Annotated in this window: 16 protein-coding genes; 4 read left to right on the top strand and 12 right to left on the bottom strand. The window is 51.5% G+C overall.

Features of this window, described 5'->3' with window-relative positions; translation table 11 throughout:
• Nucleotides 1-289 precede the first annotated feature (289 nt).
• The 4 genes from I2123_RS12410 to I2123_RS12395 form a co-directional block, all read right to left on the bottom strand.
• On the bottom strand, nucleotides 290-1,003 hold the full coding sequence (locus I2123_RS12410; protein ID WP_112167994.1) for a FadR/GntR family transcriptional regulator: 714 nt from the start codon (nucleotides 1,001-1,003) through the stop codon (nucleotides 290-292).
• A 93-nt stretch (nucleotides 1,004-1,096) separates the two neighbouring features.
• Nucleotides 1,097-1,873, bottom strand: coding sequence for an SDR family NAD(P)-dependent oxidoreductase (locus I2123_RS12405; RefSeq protein ID WP_213050577.1), 777 nt, complete (start codon nucleotides 1,871-1,873; stop codon nucleotides 1,097-1,099).
• 10 nt (nucleotides 1,874-1,883) lie between these two features.
• Nucleotides 1,884-4,016: a heparinase II/III domain-containing protein gene (locus I2123_RS12400; protein WP_213050576.1), complete on the bottom strand. Its 2,133-nt coding sequence runs from the start codon at nucleotides 4,014-4,016 to the stop codon at nucleotides 1,884-1,886.
• A complete protein-coding gene (locus tag I2123_RS12395; RefSeq protein WP_213050575.1) occupies nucleotides 4,013-5,356 on the bottom strand; it encodes an alginate lyase family protein in 1,344 nt (447 codons plus the stop codon). Before I2123_RS12395 ends, I2123_RS12400 begins: the two co-directional genes overlap by 4 nt.
• A 241-nt stretch (nucleotides 5,357-5,597) precedes the next feature.
• Between I2123_RS12395 and I2123_RS12390 the strand changes: the two genes are divergently transcribed.
• On the top strand, nucleotides 5,598-7,406 hold the full coding sequence (locus tag I2123_RS12390; protein ID WP_213050574.1) for a sodium:solute symporter family transporter: 1,809 nt from the start codon (nucleotides 5,598-5,600) through the stop codon (nucleotides 7,404-7,406).
• 124 nt (nucleotides 7,407-7,530) lie between these two features.
• On the opposite strand, the gene I2123_RS12385 is transcribed toward I2123_RS12390, so the two are convergent.
• Both I2123_RS12385 and I2123_RS12380 read right to left on the bottom strand, forming a co-directional pair.
• Entirely contained in the window at nucleotides 7,531-7,758 is a 228-nt protein-coding gene (locus tag I2123_RS12385; protein WP_056770375.1) for a YgdI/YgdR family lipoprotein, read from the bottom strand.
• A gap of 32 nt (nucleotides 7,759-7,790) precedes the next feature.
• Nucleotides 7,791-8,024, bottom strand: a complete 234-nt coding sequence (locus tag I2123_RS12380; RefSeq protein WP_112167999.1) for a YgdI/YgdR family lipoprotein — start codon at nucleotides 8,022-8,024, stop codon at nucleotides 7,791-7,793.
• 229 nt (nucleotides 8,025-8,253) lie between these two features.
• Here I2123_RS12380 and ttcA point away from each other — a divergent pair, with 229 nt between their 5' ends.
• Nucleotides 8,254-9,180 (top strand): tRNA 2-thiocytidine(32) synthetase TtcA, encoded by a 927-nt coding sequence (gene ttcA / locus I2123_RS12375; RefSeq protein ID WP_213050573.1) that lies wholly within the window; start codon nucleotides 8,254-8,256, stop codon nucleotides 9,178-9,180.
• A gap of 59 nt (nucleotides 9,181-9,239) precedes the next feature.
• Here ttcA and I2123_RS12370 read toward each other — a convergent pair whose 3' ends face one another.
• The 3 genes from I2123_RS12370 to I2123_RS12360 form a co-directional block, all read right to left on the bottom strand.
• Nucleotides 9,240-9,917, bottom strand: a complete 678-nt coding sequence (locus I2123_RS12370; RefSeq protein WP_112168000.1) for a hypothetical protein — start codon at nucleotides 9,915-9,917, stop codon at nucleotides 9,240-9,242.
• 282 nt (nucleotides 9,918-10,199) lie between these two features.
• The gene (gene zntB, locus I2123_RS12365; protein ID WP_112168001.1) at nucleotides 10,200-11,183 is read right to left on the bottom strand and encodes a zinc transporter ZntB; all 984 of its coding nucleotides are present in this window, start codon (nucleotides 11,181-11,183) and stop codon (nucleotides 10,200-10,202) included.
• A 141-nt stretch (nucleotides 11,184-11,324) separates the two neighbouring features.
• Nucleotides 11,325-12,263 carry a LysR family transcriptional regulator gene (locus tag I2123_RS12360; protein WP_112168002.1) on the bottom strand — a complete coding sequence of 313 codons (939 nt, stop codon included), beginning with the start codon at nucleotides 12,261-12,263 and terminating at the stop codon, nucleotides 11,325-11,327.
• Nucleotides 12,264-12,364: 101 nt separating this feature from the next.
• Here I2123_RS12360 and I2123_RS12355 point away from each other — a divergent pair, with 101 nt between their 5' ends.
• Nucleotides 12,365-13,570 (top strand): MFS transporter, encoded by a 1,206-nt coding sequence (locus I2123_RS12355; RefSeq protein ID WP_213050572.1) that lies wholly within the window; start codon nucleotides 12,365-12,367, stop codon nucleotides 13,568-13,570.
• A gap of 74 nt (nucleotides 13,571-13,644) precedes the next feature.
• Here I2123_RS12355 and I2123_RS12350 read toward each other — a convergent pair whose 3' ends face one another.
• Both I2123_RS12350 and ycjG read right to left on the bottom strand, forming a co-directional pair.
• Nucleotides 13,645-15,279, bottom strand: coding sequence for an ABC transporter substrate-binding protein (locus I2123_RS12350; RefSeq protein ID WP_213050571.1), 1,635 nt, complete (start codon nucleotides 15,277-15,279; stop codon nucleotides 13,645-13,647).
• A gap of 127 nt (nucleotides 15,280-15,406) precedes the next feature.
• A complete protein-coding gene (gene ycjG, locus I2123_RS12345; protein ID WP_213050570.1) occupies nucleotides 15,407-16,384 on the bottom strand; it encodes an L-Ala-D/L-Glu epimerase in 978 nt (325 codons plus the stop codon).
• Between the two features lie 137 nt (nucleotides 16,385-16,521).
• Here ycjG and tpx point away from each other — a divergent pair, with 137 nt between their 5' ends.
• A complete protein-coding gene (gene tpx / locus I2123_RS12340) occupies nucleotides 16,522-17,025 on the top strand; it encodes a thiol peroxidase (RefSeq protein WP_112168006.1) in 504 nt (167 codons plus the stop codon).
• Nucleotides 17,026-17,140: 115 nt separating this feature from the next.
• Here the strand turns inward: tpx and I2123_RS12335 are convergent, their stop codons facing one another.
• Nucleotides 17,141-22,381, bottom strand: coding sequence for an RHS repeat-associated core domain-containing protein (locus I2123_RS12335; RefSeq protein ID WP_213050569.1), 5,241 nt, complete (start codon nucleotides 22,379-22,381; stop codon nucleotides 17,141-17,143).
• Nucleotides 22,382-22,996 lie beyond the last annotated feature (615 nt).

Here is a 22,996-nt window from a genome sequence, read left to right as displayed (position 1 = left end):
CGGTGAGGTTGTGACCTAAAAAGTGTCTGGCCGCGTTCGAAAATCGCGCCGTAGCGAGAGGTGAAAAACCGCGCGTCTTTGTGCGCGGGTTGTAACCCGAGCGAAGGGCACCGCGGAGCGGCGTGATTTTGCGGCAATAGCGGTAATACCTGAAACATAGCCAGGATGCATGGCACGTGTTTTTAAAAACGCGGGAGTCCAGAGGGCGCGCGTTTACGCGTCCTTTGGGCCGGTGTGGGTGGCAACCCACGGTGTTGAACTTGAAGTTCAAGTTCAAGTTGAGGTTGAATTACCCCCCCGATCCAAGCCGATGCTTATGCCCCTTCATCAAACTCAATGACGCTGAATAAGCTTCCCCCTCATCCCCCGCCATGATCGCTTCGTAAATCCTTTTATGCTCGTTCAGACACATTCCGCCTTCCTTTGAAGAGAATTCGAAAAACCATTTGAAAATGGTGGTCAGCACATTGCCGAACGGGACGTAAAAACAATTGCCGGAGGAGATGAAAATCATCCTGTGAAACTGGGTATCGATGTCCACCCACGCCTGTGCGTCGAAATTCTCCGCGACGTGACACATCTGGCGATAGATCCGCGAGAGCTCGATCCGCTGTTCTTTGCTGGCGTTGACGGCAGCAAGCGCGGTGGCATGCGGTTCGATGGCTTTGCGAAATTCAAGAAACTGATGATAAATCTCTTCGGTCGCTTCCATGCCCTGCATCCACTCCAGCAGTTGCGGGTCGAGCATATTCCATTGCGGACGTTCTTTTACGCGCGTGCCGATTTTCGGGCGGGATTCCAGCAGACCTTTCGACGTGAGCAGTTTCAGCGCTTCGCGCAAGGCCGTGCGGCTGACGCCAAACTGCTCGCCGAGCTCGATTTCACTCGGCAAAATGGCACCGCAGGCCAGTTCGCCGGAGAGAATTTTGCGGGCGATATCGCGGGCAATATGGGTATTAAGGCCGCGCGTCATACCTGCGGCGGTTTCAAACTGCATCGTCATGCTATTCCCTTTTTATGTGCAGATTGCCGACAGCATAGTTCAGGCGGCGAAGCGCTGCATGCGTCCGCCGCGATGAAACTCACGAACTGTGCGCTATGGCGCCATCTGGCCGCCGTTGACGTCCAATATCTGACCGGTGATATAGCCGCTGCACGCGTGTGAGGCGAAAAACAGGAAGCTCGGTGCCAGCTCTTCGCTGGTACCAAAGCGGCCCATGGCAATACTTCCGGCGATTTTCTCGCGCACTTCCGGGCTTTTGTCCGCGTGGAAAACCGTGTCGATGGTGCCCGGAGAAACCACGTTGAAGCGGATATTGTCTTTGGTGAACTCCTTCACCCAGTTACGGTGTACGTTGTGCAGCCAGGCTTTCGAGGCCGCGTACAAACTCGCGCCCGGCCCGCCGCCTTCACGCCCGGCGATGGAACCGGTGCTGATAACCGACGTCGTTTTACCACTCTGCCTGGCAGAATGACGCAAATGCGGGATGGCAAATTTGGTGACCATCAGCGCCGAACGGGCGTTGAGATCCATCACATGATCGTAAAATTCGTCGTCAATGCTTTCCAGCCCCTGACGCCCGCCGAGGCCCCCGGCGTTGTTGATCAGCACGTCGATACCACCAAAGCGTTCAACGAAGTTCGCCACCAACGCCTCGCATTCGGCAGATTTCGTGACGTCAGCGCCGAAGAACGCGACTTCACCGCCATTTTTGGCGATTTCCGCCGCCAATTGTTCGAGGCTGGCGTCGTGACGGTGACCGTTAATGCCCACTTTCGCGCCTGCCGCCGCGAAGGCTTTTGCTGCCGCCAGACCAATACCTTTCGTTGAACCGGTAATCAAAACTCGCTGGCCTTTCAGATCGTTAAACATGCGTGCTCCTTCAGTTTTCAGGGATGTTCAGAGGTAAAACAGATTGCCACGCCGCGCTGAACGCATTTTCCGCTGTCGGCGCGGCGCGGTTATTGATGTGGACGTTCAGCGTCCGGTTTTCCGTGAAGAGAATGTTGATTTCTGTTTGCAGATCGTCGTGGCTTACCACGCTGACGCTGGTGACGTCGCCCCGCGCATTGAGTGAAGTTTCGGTGGCTTCATCGAAATACCCGTGTGTTTCAAACACGCTGGCGAAAATGGCATGAGTGCCGTGAGTACGCAGTATCAGCGCCGGTTCATGGCGGAGGTTGAAATGCGGATCGCTGGCGCCGGTGCGGGCGACGATCAGTTCGCCGCCTTCGGGAAAGGCGCTGACCATCGTCCTGTAGCCATCGCCGTCCAGCCAGCTGAATAACGCCGAATCTCCCGCCGCCACCGTGCCACGTGCACAGTCCCAAAGGTGCTGATAACCGTGACTGTCTCCGAGCGGTTTCAGGACTTTGGCGACATCAAGCTCCACGTCGCTGCGCACGAACTGACCGAGGTGATGCAGACAATAATCGTAACGATGCGGCTGCTGGCTGGTCAGGCGGAATACATCCACGATAAGTGGCGACCCAAATTCGGGTAAATCCAACATCAGCACGGTGCGCTGTTGCAGCACGCCGGGATAATAGCCGTTGAGCCGCGCACTCATGGCTTGTCCGGACGGACTGTCCGTGACGAAGAAGTGCCTTTCGCCCCAACGTTTCTCGGCCTCCAGACTTTGCCCGCCATGCTGACTTTGCTCATCAACCACCACGGTGTTGTGCGCAACGGTCTGTTTGCAGTAGCTGTTGTTTTCGGGAATGTAGCGCCCGCCAAACTTTGGTTCGACATTCACCCAGCGGCCAAAACCGTAATCGCGTAAAAATTCACGGCCACGGTTGAACAGGCTGAGGTGCAGGCCGTCGAAGTGCCCGTGATTGAGCGCCGAATGCAGGCGCGGAATGCTGCCGTGCTGGCCGTACCACATCAGCGCCATGTCCTGATTTGCGCTGCGCAATATCCCGAGGCCGCCCTGCGCACCTTCCGGCCCGTCGCGCAGTTCGACGCTTCCCCAGTCGACGTTTTGCGCTGGCGCACTTTGCAACGCCGCGGATAATTCCAGCGCAGCCGGGCTGACCCAGACAGTCTGTTGTTGCTGCGCGACGGCGATCCACTGCGGGTTATGCAGATAACGGTGATAGCACACGCTGGCGGCGATGACTGCGCCGTCATCGCGGATATTAATGGTTTTGGAGGAGTCGTTGAGCGCTGGCCAGGTTCCGTCGGGGAAGGCAGTCTGCATCAGCGCTTCGCAGGTTTTGCGGATGATTTGATCACGGAACTGATAAATCTGTAATTCCGGCTGACGTCGTTCAATCGCCTCACTCAGCAACAGCAAAGGTCGCAGCGCAAAGCGGTGATAATACGGCCCTTCGATGTAGTAACCGTCCGGTGAAAACAGCTGGCTGAGCTGGGCAAAAAATCCGCCGCTTTCACTGTCGCCCTTCACGCCATATAACGCTTTTTCAACCAATGATAAATCGCCGAGCACATAACCGCTGATGGCTGCCGCCGCCACCGACCAGATGCCGTGATTGTGCACGATATCGAAATCTTTGCTGTGGCGGTTCAGCGCGTCGTCGGCCATCACCCGGAACAGATTATCGGCTATATGGGTGCATTGTTCCTGACTGAGCGAGGGGATCAGGCAGTGATAGCCTTCGACGGCGTACAACCAAAACATATTTTCGTTGAGCGTCTGATGGAAAAGCCGTCCCGGCGCGTTGCTGTCTTTGCTGGTAGCGCTGCCTAGCGAAGGGAAAATGTCGGCGTAACCGGTCAGCAGCGCCAGCGCGAAATCGCGGTAGCGCGTCTCGCCGGTGATCAGGAATAACCTTCCGGCCAGATTGATATAAAGGTAGTTTTGCTTGTGCTGTGTATGCTCGGGTCCTCCCGCTTCACCGTGGCATGGAATGCGCTGCGGCTGCGCCATAAAGCGTTCCAGCGAAACGATTTGCCCGCGCAGCGCCGCGCCCAGCAGGGAATCCTCCTCCCTCTGCCCGCGCAGTTTTTCGGCCTCAGAAACGGAAATCAGCAACGGCTGCCAGTGACTCATTTTCCGCTCTCCTGTGGCTGAGGCGCGACATAGCCGGTCGCAAACGACGGCAGCGATATCAGCCAGGTCTCCCGCTCGGCTTCCATCACCGCGCCGCGCGTCACGTCTTCATGATAGCCACCGGCCATTTTTTTACGTTTATCCGCAGGCGGCACTGTGAAAGTCGCACTGCGGATCTTTTGCTGGTAGCGCGGCTGGCCGGTGGAATTATCCGCCCAGGACAGCAGCGGCAACGGGCGAACGCGGATCTGGTCGATGGATTTGTAAGGCCACGCCACGGTCGGATCGGTGAAGCGCGCCATGAAATCCAGCGAGGTCAGCAGACTGCCGCCCTGCGGCGTTTTGTAGTGCCAAAGGTCAATACCATTTTTCTGCGCCAGCACCGCCATCATGCTGATCGCCTGCAAATTGAAATAGCTGTAATGAAAGGATCGGGTGCGCGCCAGTTCGGCAGGCTGCGTGCCATCGGGTTTGAGCTGCACGTCGAGCTTACTTTTCATCAGCGTTGCCATATCGCGGATCACGGCTTTATCACCGAGATACCACGCGATGCCCGACACCTGCGTCACGTACCAGTTGCCGTGATTATTCTCGGTGCGCCCTTCCTTCCTGGCAATTTTGCTGCCCTGCAGCCATTGCAGATATTCTGACATCCACGCACGGAGTTGCTGTTCGTCGTTGTCGCTCCACGCGGGATTGCCGCGCAGTAACATCAGTGAATCCACAATGCGCGTGGAGAAATAGCGGCCATCGAGTACACCGGCGTTGCGCCCCGGTGAAATTCCCGGCACACCCTGCGCAAAATTCAGATTCGGGTTCATGCGCGTTTCAGGCGTGATAAACCAGGCGCGCAGCAGGCTGGCGGCTTTATCGGCATATTTCTGTTCACCGGAGAAATACCAGGCCAGCGTCAGGTTCTGCACCCGTGCGGTGAAATCCGCCAGCCTTACGCCGTCGCTTTGATCGTTTTTACTGGCCGGATTGACGTGCCCGTCCTTGCGGATCCACGGCAGACCATCAGGTTTGCTGTCGTCAGGCCACCAGTAAGCGCTCAGGCTGAGATAATCGTGCTTCGACCCGCTTGGCGGGGTCATGCCTTTGTCGGTCACGCTGAGATTGGGTTTGTTTAGCGCCGAATCCGCCGCGGCCAGCAGATGACGGTACGCGTCTGAGGTCTGTGGTGCAGCCGTGTTGTCGTGCAGTTGCTGACGCACCACTTCCATTTGAACAGTATTAAGAAATGCCGGTTCAGCGGCGAATGCTCCTGCGCCGCCAGACATCATAATTAACGCTGCAACAAGCTGTTTTACCCCAACGGGACGGTACTTAAATAACCTCATGCGCTCTCCGGTGACAACGTTTTCGTTCGCTTTAGTACTACTAATAAAGCAATGAATGTTGATAAGCGCCAGTCGGAATTGGCTGAAAAAGCCACAGATAGCCCAGCAAGTGACCGACTTCACAAATCGATAACAAACTAAGCATTTCTTATTTGTCTGACTTTTAATTCCATTACTCTCTTCTACGCTTGCTCAATACATAACCAAAAACACCTCACCTACAAATGAGAGAGTAACGACAATGGATATCAATGTTCTGGTCATGATCGGTTACTTCGTCTTAATGATTGCTATCAGTTATGCCTTCAAAAAGATGGCGTCCGGCTCCTCGAGCCACTATTTTCGCGGCGGCGGGCGAATGCTCTGGTGGATGGTTGGCGCAACCGCGTTCATGATCCAGTTCAGCGCATGGACGTTCACCGGTGCCGCCGGGCAGGCCTACCGCTACGGTTTCAATGTGGTTAGCGTGTTCGCCGGTAACGTCTTCGGCTATCTCATCGCCTGGTGGTGGTTCGCCACGCGTTTTCGTCAGCTGCGGGTCGATACGGCCACTGAGGCCATCAACCACCGCTTTGGCAAAGGCAACGAACAGTTTTTTACCTGGATGATAATTCCGCTCAGCATCCTGAGCGCCGGTGTATGGCTGAACAGTCTGGCGGTGTTTGCCAGCGCGGTGTTCAAGCACGACATTACGCTCACACTGTGGGTCACCGGCGTGGTGGTGCTGGTGATTTCATTACTCAGTGGCGCATGGGGCGTGGTGGCGAGCGATTTTGTTCAGACGCTGGTGGTGGCGATTATTTCAATCGCCTGCGCGGTGGTGGCGCTGTTTAAAGTCGGCGGACCGGTCAAACTGGTCACTGAGTTCCCTTCCGGCTTCTTTACCGGGCCGGACGTCGGGCCGCATTACATCTCGCTGCTGGTGGCCTGCTTCCTGTTCTTCTTCATCAAGAACGTGCAAAGCATCAATAATCTTCAGGATTCCTACCGTTTTCTGAATGCCAAAGACAGTTTCAATGCCAAAAAAGCGGCGCTGTTCGCGCTGGTGCTGATGTTTGTCGGTACGCTTATCTGGTTCATCCCGCCGTGGGCGGTCGCCGTTCTGTATCCGGACGCCGCCACCGCTCACCCTGAGTTAGGCAAAAACGCCACCGATGCGGTGTATCTGATTTTTGCCGAACGCGCCATGCCACTTGGTACCGTTGGCCTGCTGATGGCCGGACTGTTTGCAGCAACGATGTCCTCCATGGATTGTGCGCTGAACCGTAACTCGGGGATTTTTGTGCGCAGCTTCTGGACGCCGGTCGTCAACCGTAACGGCGCGCGCAGCGACAAGTATCAGTTGCGCGTCGGGCAAATAGCCTGCGTGGTGAACGGTGTGCTGGTGATCCTGGTCGCGCAGTACATGCATACGATGCAGACCGTGAGCCTTTTCGATCTGATGATGAAAGTCGGCACGCTGATGCAGGCGCCGATTGTCGTGCCGCTGTTCCTTGGCGTGTTTATCCGTAAAACGCCGGACTGGGCGGGTTGGGCCACCGTCCTGTTCGGGCTGGGCGTATCGTACGTTGTCGCCAACGTCTTTACCGCACCGGACGTTGCACGCGCGCTGGGGATCACACTTACCGCACGTGAGCTGCTGGACGTGGCGATCATGTGGAATATCTTCTCACATATGGTGTTCACCGGCGGGTTCTTCTGCCTGACAAGTCTGTTCTACCGTGAAGCGAATACCGCGCGCGAGGCACAGCGCAAACAGTTCTTCATCGATATGGAAACGCCGGTCTATGCCGACAACGAACAGGATGAGTTCGACCGGCTGCAACGCGATAAAATTGGCCGTATTTCGATGTACATGGGTGCCGGTTTACTGTTGATGGTGCTGGTCCCTAACCCGCTCTGGGGACGGATCCTGTTCCTGCTGTGCGCCCTGTCGATTCTCATTTTCGGCTGGGTATTACACCGCAGCGCAGAAAAAGGCATGACCGCAGCGAAAGCCGAAAAAGCCGCAGCGGCGGATAAAGTGAAAATCGCGACGTCGCAGCGGTAATCACCGGCGTTAAGAAAACGATGCAGGACTTTGCGTGGCGAAGTTCTGCATTTTTTTTACAACAAGCAAAAAAACCCGCTTTTCAGCGGGTTTAGATGTCGGAAAAAACAGACAAAAAGCGATATTACTTCGGAAGCTCCGTCACCTGCTTAACTTCAGTTTTACTGATTTGCTGTTTCACACCATTAGCATCGGTATATTCCAACAGGCCGGTTTCGGCTTCTTTTGGTTTACCGTCGCTGATGATGGTTCGCGCATCATTCGTCTGAATGGCATAGCTGGTACGGGTGCAGCCTGACAACGCTGCGACACTGATTAATGCGGCTAGTGGCAGAATCAATTTCCTGTTCATCGTTCTCTCCTTTGTCAAAATGATTGGATAAATTAGTTATCCAACTCGCTCATGTTTTTAACCTGATCGCGGTTAATTTGCTCTGTTTGACCAGTCTCTGCATTTTTGTACGACACCAGACCGGTATCGTCATCCACCTGAGGTTTACCGTCCGTTACGATGGTTTTTCCGTCCGTCGTTTTTATTGCCTGATTCGAGGCACAGCCTGCAACAAACAGTATTGAGACAGCTGCCAGTGATGCGGCAATAAGGTTTTTCCTTTTCATATCATCCCTCCTGAATTAGGGTTTTTTCTTAACAATGAGTCTATTAACTATAGTCAGGAATTTCACATTCATCTGAGATTCGGACAAATGGAAGTTTTTTGGTGATTTTATGTCCACAAAAAACCCTGATTTACGCAAAAATCTACCTGACAGCAGGCAGCAAAATCCGTACCCTACTGCGCATAGACACTGGCGGCCTGCGCGCCGCGATTTTGCGAAAGAGAAATTTGTGACCAGTCCAATTCAGAAAGAAAAATACAACATCGATAAGCTTCAGAAACGCCTGCGTCGTGACGTCGGTAAAGCCATTGCTGACTTTGGCATGATCGAGGAAGGTGATCGCATAATGGTGTGCCTGTCGGGCGGTAAAGACAGTTACACCATGCTGGAAATTTTGCGCAATCTGCAAAAAAGTGCACCGGTGAACTTCTCACTGATTGCCGTTAACCTGGATCAGAAGCAACCGGGTTTCCCGGCGCATATTCTGCCAGCGTATCTGGAAGAGCTGGGTGTGGAATACCAGATAGTGACCGAAGATACTTACGCTATCGTGAAAGATAAAATTCCCGAAGGCAAAACCACCTGCTCCTTATGTTCACGTCTGCGCCGCGGGATTTTGTACCGCACCGCGACTGAACTGGGCTGTACTAAGATTGCACTTGGCCATCACCGCGATGACATCCTGCAAACGCTGTTCCTCAATATGTTCTACGGCGGCAAACTGAAAGGTATGCCACCAAAACTGATGAGCGACGACGGCAAACACATCGTGATCCGCCCGCTGGCGTACTGCCGCGAAAAAGACATCGAGCGTTTTGCGATTGCACGCGAATACCCGATCATCCCTTGTAACCTGTGCGGTTCACAGCCAAACCTGCAACGTCAGGTGATCGGCGACATGCTGAAAGACTGGGACAAAAAATATCCGGGCCGTATCGAAACTATGTTCAGTGCGATGCAAAATGTGGTGCCTTCACACCTCAATGATATGAATCTCTTCGATTTTAAAGGGATCCAGCACGGTGGCGAAGTGGTAGACGGTGGGGATCTGGCGTTCGATCGTGAAGAGATTCCTATGCAACCGGTCGGCTGGCAGCCGGAAGACGATGAAACCGTCGCCCCGGTTGAGCGCCTGAACGTGCTGGAAATTAAATAACCTTTCGCGAACGCGCCGTTAAGAAATGAAAGCCCGCCTCTGATGCGGGCTTTTTACTTTCAGGACAGAAAAACCGTGTCAGTCCAGTTGTAGTTGGTCATTACCAGTTTTACCGGCAGGCTGACTGAGCCGAACGGTTGTTGCCGTTTTTCGCGAAAGAATGCCCGCAGCGGTTCAGATATAAATTCAGCGCTGTAACGCAGCAGCGTGCTATGCCAGAAGATTTGCGGAATGGCGGCATCAGGGTAGCGGTCTTTGATTTTTCCCGCCCATTTTGTCGCCAGCAGATGCTCCACCAGGGACTGCCTGACGCGCAAACTTTCCCCGTCAGGAATACCGGCCAGCAGCAGCTGATTGGGCAGTGCGACAAGTTGCAACTCGCTGATTTGCATCACATGACCGGCGCAGTGCTGTTGGAAAATATCCGCCAGCCCGGCGAGATCGTCAGCGTCTTCAGGCCGGTCGTACAGCGCCTGTGTGATCGCAAAGAACGTAAAATGCATGCCGTCGGTCGGCGCGATGTCCGCCAGCGGATCGCCCTGCGCAGCGGTGGTTAAATCAGACAGCAGCCCGGCCATCGCTGCCCCCGCGCGGTTTCCGCTGGTGATGGCTAGTTTGGTCGGGTGGTAGAAGGGTTCAGTTCTGACTGCACCGGTTTCTCCATGCGCATTCCATAATTCCAGCGTCCTTTCGGTCGTACTTTCATACGCCTGATGAATCATTTCTCCGGTGTGCAAAACAGACTCCTGATCGTAAGTTTTGAGATCCGCGTGGCACAAATCCACACAGACCGGGCTGATAGCACAGAAACCTCAAAAAGATTGAGCCAAATCAACATTAGCAGCGCTGAATCGGTGCACTATCCATTCCGCAGGTGAATGCAACGTCAAGCGATGGGCGTTGTGCTCCATATTGTCTTATTTCCAAATTTTTAGAATTAATGCATAGCACTTTTTGATTCGAACGACGCCGGTCTTCTGACCGGCTTTTTTTTGGTTTTTTTTCGCAGGTTCCCTGCCCTACAGCCAGCGGCTTTTCTTCAGCCACCACGCAACGCCGCCCACCAGCACCACCAGCGATACACAGAAAATTCCAAATCCCAGATGTGACGAGTTGCCGGGAATACCGCCGAGATTGACGCCGAACAGGCCAGTCAGAAACGTTGTCGGCAGAAATACCATCGCCAGCATCGACATGGTATAGGTGCGGCGGTTGAGGGAATCGGCCATCAGTGAGCTGATTTCATCGGAAAGCACCGCCGTACGGGCAATACTGCCGTCCAGATCGTCGAGTCCACGCCCTAAGCGATCCGAGATTTCCTGCATCAGACGACGTTCGTCATCGTTCATCCACGGCAAACGCTCGCTGGAAAGACGCGAAAATACGTCGCGTTGTGGTGCCATGTAACGACGCAGGACGATCAGCTGTTTACGCAGTAACGCCATCTGGCCGCGCTCCGGCACCTGCTGTTCCATCAGGTCATCTTCAATATCAATGATTTTGTCGTGCAGATCTTCGATAAAATCGCTGGTGTGATCGGTCAGCGCATCGCACATTTCCACCAGCCAGCTGCCGGTACTCTTCGGCCCGCTGCCCTGCTGCATGTCGTTAATCATCTCTTCCATCGAGAAGACTTTGCGATGGCGCGTTGAAACGATCATTTTATCAGTGAGATACACACGAATAGTCACCAACTGGTCCGGGCGTGAATCCGCATTGAGATTGATGCTGCGCAGTGTGATCAGCGTGCCTTCACCCATGCGGATAACTTTCGGGCGCACGCTGTCACCGGCCAGCGCCTCGCGCACCGTGTCCGGTAATACAGGCGTGTTGGTGATCCATTTTTCGCTTTCCGGGCGGGTGTAATCCAGATGCAGCCAGCAAGGTTTTTCGTCCGTCGCGACGCATGCTTTGTTGATGTCGGTGACGCCGCCGTGACCGTCCAGCTGGAAGGCATAGACGGCATCGGCTACCTGTAGTTCTTTTCCCTTAATGACTTCCACGACGTTCCTCGCTTTATAATTCGTTCATTCTTTTCAGTTTAGCGTTAAGCCCTTGAAGTTCAAAAACTCAACCGCGCTGCAATCTGCCCACTTTAATACGCCAGACCGATGATGCCATATTTTTGAGGTAGTTTTTGCGTGTCAGGATGTGGCGGGTTTCTCCATTTCGGCCAGTTCCGGCATCACGCTGCGCATAACGTCGAAGAATTTCCGCAGCCTCGCCGGATAATACGTCGCGTAGGGATAAACCAGATAGACCGGCAGCGGCAAGGCGTTCCAGCCGGGTAATACACGCTGTAAACGCCCTTCCTTAATGTCATCTTTTACCACCCACGCCGACACAATCGCCGCCCCCAAACCGGAAAGCGCAGCTTTGCGAATGGCATACAAGCTGTCCGTTGCCATGCGCGGCGAGATGGCGCAGCTTTCGGTGCGGTCGTCGCTGTCATGGCGCAGTGTCACTTCATTGCGGTAATAGGTACTGAACGCCACCCAGGGTAATTGCCCCAGTTCGTTCACCTGCGTCACCGGATGTTGCTGCAAAAGTTGCGGCGTCGCCACCACAATGCGGGGGACTTCAGCCAGCAGGATCGCCACCATGGAGGGATCCGCCGCGTTACCCACCTGAATCGCACAGTCGATGTCTTCCGAGAGAAAATCCGGTGTGCGGTCGTTGAGCATCCAGTCCACCGTCACGTTCGGGTAACGTTGCAGATATCGCGTCAGCGGTTCGATCATTTGATCCTGCCCGAAGGCGTGCGGTGCGCGCACGCGCAACGTGCCGACCGGCTCATCGCCCGCCCCGCGCAGCTGATCTTCCAGCGCGGACCACTGATCCAGCAAAAGTTTCGCCTGCTGATAACAACGTTCGCCATCGTCGGTGAGCTTCATCGCATGAGTGGTTCGCAGAATCAGTTTTGCGCCCAATAAGCGTTCGAGCGACTGCAACCGGCGGCTGACGGTGGGCTGGCTGGTACTGAGCTGCACGGCAGCGGCTGAGAGGCTGCCGCTTTCTACGATGCGAATGAACGTTTGCATCAAATCTATGCGGTCGATACCGCTGGTAAGAGGTGTATTCATACGTCCTGCGTATAACAGTTTTACCTTTGTGCAGGCTACCACTCATGACCATTCAGGTGAAGAATGTTTTCCAGACAACCCAATTCACTCAGGAATACATCATGTCAGACCTCACTCAAACCTCCCCGGCTGAACCCGCACCGACGATTTCCGGCAAAATCATCTTCACTCTTGCTGCGGGCGCCGGTCTGAGCGTGGCATCTATCTATTACAGCCAGCCGATGCTGGGAATTATGGGCAGCCATCTGCACGCCAGCACCGCGTCGGTGGGGCTAATCCCGACGCTGACGCAGGCCGGTTATGCGCTGGGGATTTTGTTTCTGATCCCGCTGGGTGACCGTTACGACCGCCGCACTATCATCTTGCTCAAAAGCATTCTGCTGGCCGCCGCGCTGCTGCTGTGCGGATTTGTGCCCGGCATTCACGGGCTGCTGGCGGCGAGCCTGATCACCGGCATCGGTGCGACGATGGCGCAGGATATCGTTCCGGCTTCAGCACATCTTGCACCGGTAGCGCAGCGCGGTAAAACGGTGGGAACGGTGATGACCGGATTGCTGGTGGGTATCCTGCTGTCCCGCGTGGTCAGCGGCTTTGTGGCGGAATACTTTGGCTGGCGGGTGATGTATCAGCTGGCCGCAGTCAGCGTCGCGCTGATTGGTTGTGCGCTATGGCGCGTACTCCCGCGTTTTGCGCCTGCGACCGGTATCAGCTATGCCGCGCTGATGCATTCTATGTTCGGCCTGTGGAAACACTATAAAACGCTGCGGCGTGCAGCGCTGGCGCAGGGTTTGCTCTCCATCGCGTTCAGCGCATTCTGGTCAACATTGGCAATTATGCTTAACGATACATATCACCTTGGGAGTGCTGTTGCAGGGGCATTTGGTCTGGCGGGAGCAGCCGGTGCGCTGGCGGCACCAATGGCCGGGGCATTGGCAGATAAAAAAGGACCGGCGTACGTGACACAACTCGGTGCCGGGCTGGTGATGGTCTCTTTCGCCGCAATGTTCCTGCTGCCGTTGTTATCGCCTCATGCTCAGCTGGCATTGATTGTGCTCAGCGCTATCGGTTTCGATTTAGGTATTCAGGCAACGCTGGTGGCACATCAGACGCTGGTTTATGGCCTTGAGCCCGCAGCGCGTGGGCGTCTGAATGCCCTGCTGTTCACTGTGGTGTTTATCGGCATGTCTGTGGGCGCGGCACTGGGCAGTAAAGCGTTGGAATCCGGTGGCTGGGCAGGCGTAGTGCTTCTTGCAACGGTGGCCGCCGCCGCCGCGCTGATGGTGCGACTGGTCAGCCGCAACGGTTAATCTCCATCTACTCTCCATCGAAAGAAAAAGCGCCTTTTCGGGGCGCTTTTTTTTTAAGAGTGCAGACTCAGAAATCAGTGCTTAAGAATGTACATTTCCTGGCTATACGCAACGTCTTCCGGATTTTCAATCGGATAGCCCTTCACCCAAGGCTTGATCAGACGCCCGTTGGTGTACTGATAAATAGGCGCGATCGGGGCCTGTTCAGCGATGATTTGCTCGGCTTTGTTGTAGTCGTTGTTACGCTGCGCGTCGTTGGTTTCGCGGCTGGCGTCTGCAATGGCTTTGTCGTAATCAGCGTTGCTAAATTTGCTGATGTTGCTGTTATGCGTGGAGGTCAGCAGCGACAGAAACGTTGAGGCTTCATTGTAATCACCGACCCATGAGGCGCGGATCACATCGAAATTACCGGTGTTACGGCTGTCGATATACGTTTTCCATTCCTGATTTACCAGCTTCACATCCGCTCCCAGCGTCTTTTTCCACATCGAGGCGACGGCGATGGCAATTTTCTGGTGACTTTCGGACGTATTGTACAACAGTGTCAGATGCAGGGGTTTGGACGGGCCATAACCGGCTGCCGCCAGCAGGCCTTTTGCCTGCGCATTCAGCTCTTCCTGTGAATATTGCTGCATTTCACTTTTGACCGGTTTCCAGCCATTCGTCACGTCAGGCGTAAAATGCCAGGCCGGTTTTTCACCGGTGCCCAGCACTTTATCGCTGATCACCGCACGATCGATACTCATCGACAGCGCCAGACGCACGCGGGCATCGTCGGTCGGCGCCCGGCGGGTGTTAAAAGCGTAATAATAGGTACCAAGCTGATACGGCGTGTAGACCTGCCCCGGAATATCGTGCATCAGTTTTTTGTACTGATCTTTCGGGAAAGACTCGGTGATGTCGATGTCATCCGCCAGATAGCGTTTAGTGGCGTTGGACTCTTTGTTGATCGGCACAAACGTCACTTTGGTCAGCACCGTGCGGGCGTGATCCCAGTAATGCGGATTGGGTTCCAGCACCAGTTTTTCATTCACCACGCGCTCTTTGAGGACGTACGCCCCGTTGCCGACCAGATTGCCGGGTTTGGTCCAGTCTTCGCCGTATTTTTCCACCGTGGCTTTATGCACCGGGAAAAGGCTGAAGTTGGCCAGCAGGCTGACAAAATACGGGACTGGTTTGTCGAGCGTGACGCGCAGCTGCGTCGGGCTGACGGCGGTGACGCCCAGTTTATCCACCGGCATTTTCCCGGCAATAATCGCGTCCGCGTTCTGGATCCCGGCAAGTCCGGCGAACCACGCACCGCTTGATAACCCTTTCGGATCCACCAGACGTTGCCAGCTGTAGACGAAATCTTGTGCAGTCACCGGATCGCCATTTGACCATTTAGCGTCTTTGCGCAGCGTGAAGAGGTAAACCTGATTGTTCTGGTTCTGCCAGCTTTCGGCGACGCCCGGAATGCTTTTACCCTGGGCGTCCTGATTGACCAGCCCTTCAAACAAATCACGCGCTACCTGCGCTTCCGGCAGGCCAATGACTTTGACGGGATCCAGTGAGGCTGGCTCGTCCTTGATATGGCGAACGATTTCCTGTTTAGCGGCCAGGTGGGTACCGGCGGGAACTTGTGCGGCGTTGGTCTGACCGAGGCTCAGTGCGACCAGCGCAGCACAGACGGAGTATGAGAGAAGCGGAAACGATTTTCCCTGCGGCATGAATTTCTCCTGACATTCATAAAAACTATGAGCAATGAAGGAGTTGTATCATTTCTTCAATTCATACCCTATAAGAATTCGCTTCAGTTTTGCCTCCGCGCACAAAACTGCGACATCCGCCGTAAAATCAGGCCGAACCGGCCACGTCGATCCCACCACAGTGAAACTTCATCGGCGGCTCAACATCCTGCGCCAGCCACGTCGGACCATCGAGATCGATAAACTTCGCACCCGCGGTGAGCGGTAACGCAGCACGCACAGCCCGCGAAGTGCATAACATGCAACCCAGCATAATGCCGAAACCCAGCTCATGAGCCTCATGCGCCAGTCGCAGTGCGCCAGTCAGCCCGCCAGTTTTATCCAGTTTGATGTTTACCATCTCGTAGCGGCCTTTCAGCGCGGGTAAACCTTCCACCGTATGGCAGCTTTCATCGGCGCAGATCGGCAACGGATGGATAAAGTTCTCCAGCGCGGAATCCTCCCCGGCCGGCAGCGGCTGTTCGAGCATCAGAATGTCGAGATCTGCCAGCAACTGACAGCGTTCTGCCAGACCGTCGCTTTGCCAGGCTTCGTTGGCATCCACGATCAATGACGCATTTGGCACGGCGGCGCGGATTGCCACCAGACGCTCTGCAATCAGCCGGTCATCAAGTTTGATTTTCAGCAACGTCGCGCCTTTTTTCTGCAACGCCAGCGCCACGTCGGCCATCTCTTCCGGCGTGCCGATGCTGACAGTTTGCGCCATGCTGATCGACGCCAGAGGTTCTGTGCCGGTGAGCTGCCACAAATTCAGTCCGCTGGTCTGGGTTTCAAGATTCCACAGCGCAGAATCCAGCGCATTACGCGCGGCACCGGCGGGCAATAAATGTTGCAACTGTTCGCGACTCGCGCCCTGCTCAATTGCGGTGACCACGCTGGCGATTTGCGCCATGACCGACGCTTCACTTTCGTCATAGCGTGGGTACGGCGTACATTCGCCCACCCCGCGAATACCATTTTCTTCGATCTCTACCGCCACCACACGCGCTTCGGTGCGGCTGCCGCGTGAGATAACAAAGGCGGTGTGCAGCGGCCAGGCTTCCGGATAAAAGCGAACACTTCTCATAGAGGCTCCCTTAATTGATCAATGCCCGACGGCATACATTCAATGTATACAACTATTTAGCAAATAATCTATATCCAACCTACAAATGTTACCCTAAACTGAAAGCCGTTTGACTCCAATGGACACAGGAAATCATTATGACCCAAACCGTTAAATTTCAAAGCAACCCGGTCACCGTTGCTGGCAAAATCCCACAAAAAGGCGACGTCGCCAAGCCTTTCACTCTGGTCGCCAAAGACCTTTCTGATGTGAGCCTGAGCAGCTTCGTGGGCAAGCGTAAAGTCCTGAACATTTTCCCAAGCATCGATACCGGCGTTTGTGCGGCATCCGTGCGTAAATTCAACCAGCTGGCAGGCGAAATCGACAACACTGTGGTGCTGTGCATTTCCGCAGACCTGCCGTTCGCGCAGTCCCGCTTTTGCGGCGCGGAAGGCCTGACCCACGTGATCACGCTCTCCACCCTGCGCGGCGGTGATTTCAAATCTGAGTACGGCGTGGCTATCGCTGAAGGCCCGCTGTCCGGCCTGACCGCGCGCGCAGTGGTTGTTCTGGATGGTCAGGACAACGTGCTGTACAGCGAGCTGGTGGAGGAAATTACCACCGAACCAGACTATGAATCTGCACTGGCTGTATTAAAGTAATAAGCATGCAATAAAAAAACGCACCGACATTCTATTTTCGGTGCGTTTTTATTTTAACTAACCCGCCATTACCTCATTGCAATATCGGAAAATAGCGAACTCCTTCTTTAAATAGTTACGCTAAAGGTAACATAGGTACTGCATTGCCCATGGTTGTGGCCTGGGTAAATAGTTTAGGTTTTGCAAACCACGGCACGCCATAATATGTCACATTCGCCCCAGCCATTGATCCTTGAAAATTAGACGAAACCACGCCAGATGGAAAAGCATAAACACTGCGATTCATATAATTAGCCAGGCTTTGGGCATTACTGTTTGCACCGGCCTGGGAACCGCCACAGGCGGTAATAAAGAGCGCGCTATCGCTGTCCCTCAGTTTGTTGACCAAAATATTCTGGGTAAAGGTTGCGAACTCTTCGACAGAAGCCGGTTTGTCGATCCACTGACCCGGATTAGACGTACTTTCAACGGCGTAAGAGAGTAGCCCTTTATCTCCATTTCCATGTGCATTAATAACTCTGACTGACTGATTGTTATATCTAACCGGCGCAGAAATACGATAGCTGGCCCCAGAATAGAATCTGACATTCTGCACCCTTGCCTGGAATACCCGGCCCTTCGAGAAGGCTTGCATTAATTTCCACGATAATTTATGACCGCCAAACATCAGTGCCGGGAATAACCCTAAAACAAACGATGCGCCGGTAAAAACCCCACTGGCGAGTGATAGTTTTTGCGAGAGTTCCTCATCCTCAACAGCGGCAGCAGCGACGCCTAATGCACTGCCCGTTGTGCCCAATATGCCAGAGGTAATGGCGATTCCGGCCAGCAGGAGTGCCGCCCCGCCTAACAGCGCCAACACCCCAAGCCCAAGGAAGAGCACCGAAAACACCAACCCCATCGCGGCGAATAAAATGGCAACATCACGACCATGTCCTGAAGGGTCTGAGAACGTAATCGGATCGCCGCCACAATAACTATAAGGGTTGATTCCCCCCTCGCCAAAGGGACTCATCGAATCGTACTGCATGAAACGCATGAGAAGTGGATCATAGGATCGTGTTCCATTACCTAAATGATATAACTCAGTAAGATCATCATATTTTTCTCCGGCAAAACGTACCGGATCATAAGCAGGGATGGATGCACTATTTAACAGATGCCCATAAGGTGTATAGGTAAGTGCGGTAACATTATCCGTATTTTGACTATTTAATTCCGCGTAGACGGAGCCAAGACGGTCGCTTAACATTAATGTTTGTTCTTTCGTATAAGTACCAGAACTGCCACTAAGAAGATTAATAACCTCTGTGCCGACAGGACTTTTAATATAGGCAGCAATATCCTGACGACGAGCACCAGGTGATTGTTTTCTGTCTGATACGTCAAAAACACCATTGCTATAATGATAAGAACTTGAACGAGAGGGAGTTTCGGGACTGCTGATACTCAATGCTGAACTTTGCATATTCCCGCTGCTGTTGTAACCTAAATCGATAATATTACTGGAGAAGTTGGATCTAATGAGATTATTGAATGTATCATATTGATATTCTGCGGCGTCCACATTCCCCGTTTTTTTCTTAATGACGTTACCACTGGCGTCATAAGTAAGTAGCACAGGACTATTGGGATTATTTCCACTCAGAGAAACAGATGTCAGCTCAAAAGGGTTTTTCCCTGCGTAGGAATAGCTGGTCTGACTAATATACCCAGAGAGTCTCTCTCTGGCACTGCTGGACGTCATATTATCAAATTTATCATACTGATAATCGAACCGACTCACCTCTTTTGCATTGAGATCCAGAGGATAATGGGTCGATGACTCTTCTATTGCTGCGCTGATTAACCGGCCAAGGTAATCGAACTTGAAGTTTGTTATATTTCTTTTATCCGGCTTAACAAAAAACTCTTTGCTTATTGTTTTTCCAGCACCATTGAATTTTTCAGAATTGTTTGAGATAAGATTCCCAGCCTCATCGTAATAACACTTTTCTGACATTCTTAATTTATAGTCATAAAGAAGTTGCATACTGTACTTCACCACCTTCCCATCAGTGTTAATCAACCGATACTTGATGATAGAAGGGTAATTCCCTGCAAGGTATGACACCTCTATTTCGAGGTCGATTTCATTATCATGCCCTGCTGAAATCATTGCCAAACGCCCCTTCTCATCGTAACGGTAATGGGTTGTCTGAGTAGGCTGCTCTGCTAAAGATTTAGTGTTCGAGATTAACCGGCCACAATGGGTATAAGAAAAGATATTATTGCTACTCTCCTTCCCAAGTTCATCGGAAATCTCTTCAGAAATAAGCCTTAGTTGATTATCATAGCCAAGCGTGCGAATGAATTCACGTAAACCTACCTTATGAGTTTCTTCGATAAGTTTTACTGTATTTTTATCATAAGTATAACGATAACTTTCCTTATTATCCGGCATCGCTATATTAGCCGGGAGCAGGTCTAACTCAGGGATATACTCATAGTTAATAACCTCTCCGTTAGGCGTGATTTTCTCATAGGCAGTCGTGCAGTTATCCTGATATTTATAGCGAGTGACGAACTTGTCTTTCTGCGACGGATTGCGGTCCTGCTTGACCATTCGCCCTAAAGAATCATAGTCCTGATAACCGACCGATATGTCATCGATAGTAATTTCTGTCAATTTACTTTCCTGACTACTTGCCCAATACTGCATTTTCAGCGTGCGGCCAGTGCCCTCCTCCCCACTTTCCATTTTTAATATTGGCCGGTCGAAAAAATCATATTCATAATTTTCAGTGAGCGTGGAACCACTGATATAATCATTGGATGAAATTTTATTGACCCGATGAAAAGCATCATAATAATAATTTTTCTGTGATACTTTTGTTTTACCGTCTTTATTGTACTCTATAGAACTTAAAGGAAGCCCATTCCTACGGTCATATTCATTCTCTTCATAACAGTAACGAAAACTATTCCCAGGCAATTTTGTGTATTCAGTGAGTACGGAATCTCCGATATTAAATCGGCTAAAATTGACGGAGTCATCATTGTTTCTCACCTCACGCACATTACCTAATGCATCATAAAGATGACTCCTGGTAAGTGTCAGGCCTCCGAGTTTATTATTTAACATAGGTACGTCATAGTCATAATGTACTTCTGATAATAACTGCGAACGGGTGTTGAAATTAGAAATGTGTACGACTTTTCCGTCTACAACCTGTTTAACCACATTCCCTAATGCGTCGTAGGTTTCAGCCACCGCGCTCGCTGCCGGAGCCTGAGTGGTTTTTGTGAAAAAATTTGTTATTGGATCAAAAGCATAAATGTAATTTGTTGTGCTTTCATAGGGGGTTCCTTTGGCTCTGGTTGTAGATTCAATACGGCCAACATTATCGTAAGTAAGGGTGGTCATCACACCCAATGCATCCGTCATACAAACTGGCCACCCGGTGCGGGTCATGGCGGTCTCTGAATAAACTAATTGCTTGCCGTCCGCCCCTGTTTGCGTTGTGGTTAGTGTAAATTCATTACCGTCAGTACTCAGCGAATAATCATAGCGAGTGGTAATACCGGGCTGACCATTTAAAATCAATTTTGTCGTTTTTAACATACCTCGATTGAAAGGGTTCACCTCTTCCATACCATAGTAAGTTTTAGTCGTTTCTTTAGAGCTATCGCTCCAGTGCATGGAAATTATTTTTCTTTCCGTCTCACTGTTCTCCACGACATAGTCATACCCCGCTTTGACTTGCAAAGCGAGATAGGTATAGGTATTTTCAATCGAATCTACCGACATATCATTCTGATATTTATTACAAGAATGCAGATAGCGGACAAATCCATTTTTATCTTTTGGGCATTTACCTGTCACACCGGCTGCGGGATAATAGATATAATCCATTGAAATCCCACCACTATCGGTACTGGTTTCGATATTACCGTACTGATCATAGGTAAACGAAGAGCTTTCACTTCTGATATGGCTATCTTCGCTGTCTTTCTCAAAATAATCTTTTTTGATAGAAACAGGAAGTTTATAAGTGGCAGGAAGTGATGAATACTTAGCGGAAGTGTTTCCTTGATAAATATATTTAGTTGTTATGGTTTGAGCTAAGACGGGGGCAACGACACGGGACGCGCTCACTTCCTCTTTGATAACACGATGGTATTTATCATAGGTGAATTTGTTTTTATACTCTTCCAGATTATCTATCCATAATGTTTCTTGCGCACAATAGGTATAATCCGCCGGGCAAGCATAAATATTATCGATGGCATTTTTATCCCAGGCCGTTACGCCATTATTCCCAAGAAAATTATTCGACCAAATACTCTCACCATAACTGTATTTGTACTCTTCGGTACTGATTTGTCCAGTCACAGGGGAAACCATGGTGAACTGGTATGAACTCACGGCGGGGAATGAACCGACAGGTGAGCCTAGCGGTGCTGTAAGTGGGATATCATAGTTTATGATTTCAGTTGCTGGCCCAAAGAAATTACTTTCGACCTTTGTGATTAACCTGAAATAATTCCCCTGCTGGTAAGTGAATGTTAATATATTGGTGCTTTTGTTTGATACAGCGAGACAATATTCGATAGAATTACTGGCCGACTCTTTTACTGTTAAAATCAACTTACAGGCTAAATTACTGATATTTTTGAAGGTTTCTATCGTGACATTATACCTTGAATTGAGACCTGTACGAGAAACAAGCAACAATTCCTCCCCAAGTTCATCAATAATTCTTTTGACAAACGGGGACGGGGATACAGATTCTCTAAACGTATACTCAATATTTAGTTTATAACCATCCTCTTGAATTATTTCTGTTACATAAATAAATCTGTCATCTGACGTGACGGATTTTAATATCTCTGTTGAACCATCTTTATAGGATATTTTATAACCCTTTTCCGGGCTTGGTAATTTAGTCAGGATGAAGTTTTTCAGATCAACCGTCTCGACAAGGTAAGTCCCATTTTTTTCAATAAGATCGATAATTCTCCCGTCTCTCAACAACAGTTTCATACGATCGTTATCTTTAAAAAACTTACTTAACCCCAGAGACCAGCCCGCACCGAATCCTTCATTTCTGCTGGAAAAATGATTATGTTTTAACACAAGATCCAGCGATGGCCCTCTGCGACGATTTCCGGTGATCCTGGCGACAGGTATCGCGTAATTAAAACTTCCGGTACGCGGGTCAACAGTGCCCCGGCGGAAACTGGAGAAGGACAGAGCATCAGACTGGCTAAATTCCTGTCCGTCGCTTACACCTAGTAATGCGCTTTTATTTGATGCCGTAACATGACTGGTTTCTTTTTCTGCAGACATCATTGATGTTGATGACGTATCCATAATAAATTCCTTTTAATGAATAAAGTGGTTGTGACAATTGATATGCCATCAATTACTTTATAGAGAAATTTTATAGTCGCGATAAGTTCGATATCGTCTGTCAACCACACAACATACTGTTTATATTGCGATGAATTACGCACGGCACTTCTGTGGGTTAATAAAAAGGCAAAAAACCTGCGTAAAAACTTTACGTAGATTTGTTGCCCGATGACTACGTGTGAGATCTTTGGTGCGTCAGACGCTGTTGCAACGCAGACCCGCCAGCGTCTGGGCGTTCAGTTGAAAATTCGTAAGTTCGGTGAGGCCTGGGAAGCAAGGCGCACCAGGTAATGTCATCTGCGCACTCACCACTCTAAATTCGCCACTTACCCTGCCTTCCTCTATCACCTGCTTAACCAACCTGTGTCCGTCAGAGCGTTAGCTGGGTGTAGTGCTGATCTTTGGTATCGATCAAATACAGCCGTATGCGCTCAAACCGCATTAAGCAACGACTGGTCAGGACCAATGACTGCCGCATGTTGCGCATCACCAACAAGTAGTATCCATTTTTGGATATATGATTAAAAGATGATTATAGGTATGATGCATTCACTGAGTTGATGTAAACAAAAT

Source organism: Rahnella inusitata (genome assembly GCF_018288855.1).
Taxonomy (GTDB): domain Bacteria; phylum Pseudomonadota; class Gammaproteobacteria; order Enterobacterales; family Enterobacteriaceae; genus Rahnella; species Rahnella inusitata.
This window is presented reverse-complemented; position numbering and strand designations above follow the sequence as displayed.

What these genes read in the sequence shown, in the direction of transcription:
- I2123_RS12410 (WP_112167994.1), bottom strand. Translation starts at nt 1,003, where the DNA reads ATGACGATGCAGTTTGAAACCGCCGCAGGTATGACGCGCGGCCTTAAT.
- I2123_RS12405 (WP_213050577.1), bottom strand. Translation starts at nt 1,873, where the DNA reads ATGTTTAACGATCTGAAAGGCCAGCGAGTTTTGATTACCGGTTCAACG.
- I2123_RS12400 (WP_213050576.1), bottom strand. Translation starts at nt 4,016, where the DNA reads ATGAGTCACTGGCAGCCGTTGCTGATTTCCGTTTCTGAGGCCGAAAAA.
- I2123_RS12395 (WP_213050575.1), bottom strand. Translation starts at nt 5,356, where the DNA reads ATGAGGTTATTTAAGTACCGTCCCGTTGGGGTAAAACAGCTTGTTGCA.
- I2123_RS12390 (WP_213050574.1), top strand. Translation starts at nt 5,598, where the DNA reads ATGGATATCAATGTTCTGGTCATGATCGGTTACTTCGTCTTAATGATT.
- I2123_RS12385 (WP_056770375.1), bottom strand. Translation starts at nt 7,758, where the DNA reads ATGAACAGGAAATTGATTCTGCCACTAGCCGCATTAATCAGTGTCGCA.
- I2123_RS12380 (WP_112167999.1), bottom strand. Translation starts at nt 8,024, where the DNA reads ATGAAAAGGAAAAACCTTATTGCCGCATCACTGGCAGCTGTCTCAATA.
- I2123_RS12360 (WP_112168002.1), bottom strand. Translation starts at nt 12,263, where the DNA reads ATGAATACACCTCTTACCAGCGGTATCGACCGCATAGATTTGATGCAA.
- I2123_RS12355 (WP_213050572.1), top strand. Translation starts at nt 12,365, where the DNA reads ATGTCAGACCTCACTCAAACCTCCCCGGCTGAACCCGCACCGACGATT.
- I2123_RS12350 (WP_213050571.1), bottom strand. Translation starts at nt 15,279, where the DNA reads ATGCCGCAGGGAAAATCGTTTCCGCTTCTCTCATACTCCGTCTGTGCT.
- ycjG (WP_213050570.1), bottom strand. Translation starts at nt 16,384, where the DNA reads ATGAGAAGTGTTCGCTTTTATCCGGAAGCCTGGCCGCTGCACACCGCC.
- tpx (WP_112168006.1), top strand. Translation starts at nt 16,522, where the DNA reads ATGACCCAAACCGTTAAATTTCAAAGCAACCCGGTCACCGTTGCTGGC.
- I2123_RS12335 (WP_213050569.1), bottom strand. Translation starts at nt 22,381, where the DNA reads ATGGATACGTCATCAACATCAATGATGTCTGCAGAAAAAGAAACCAGT.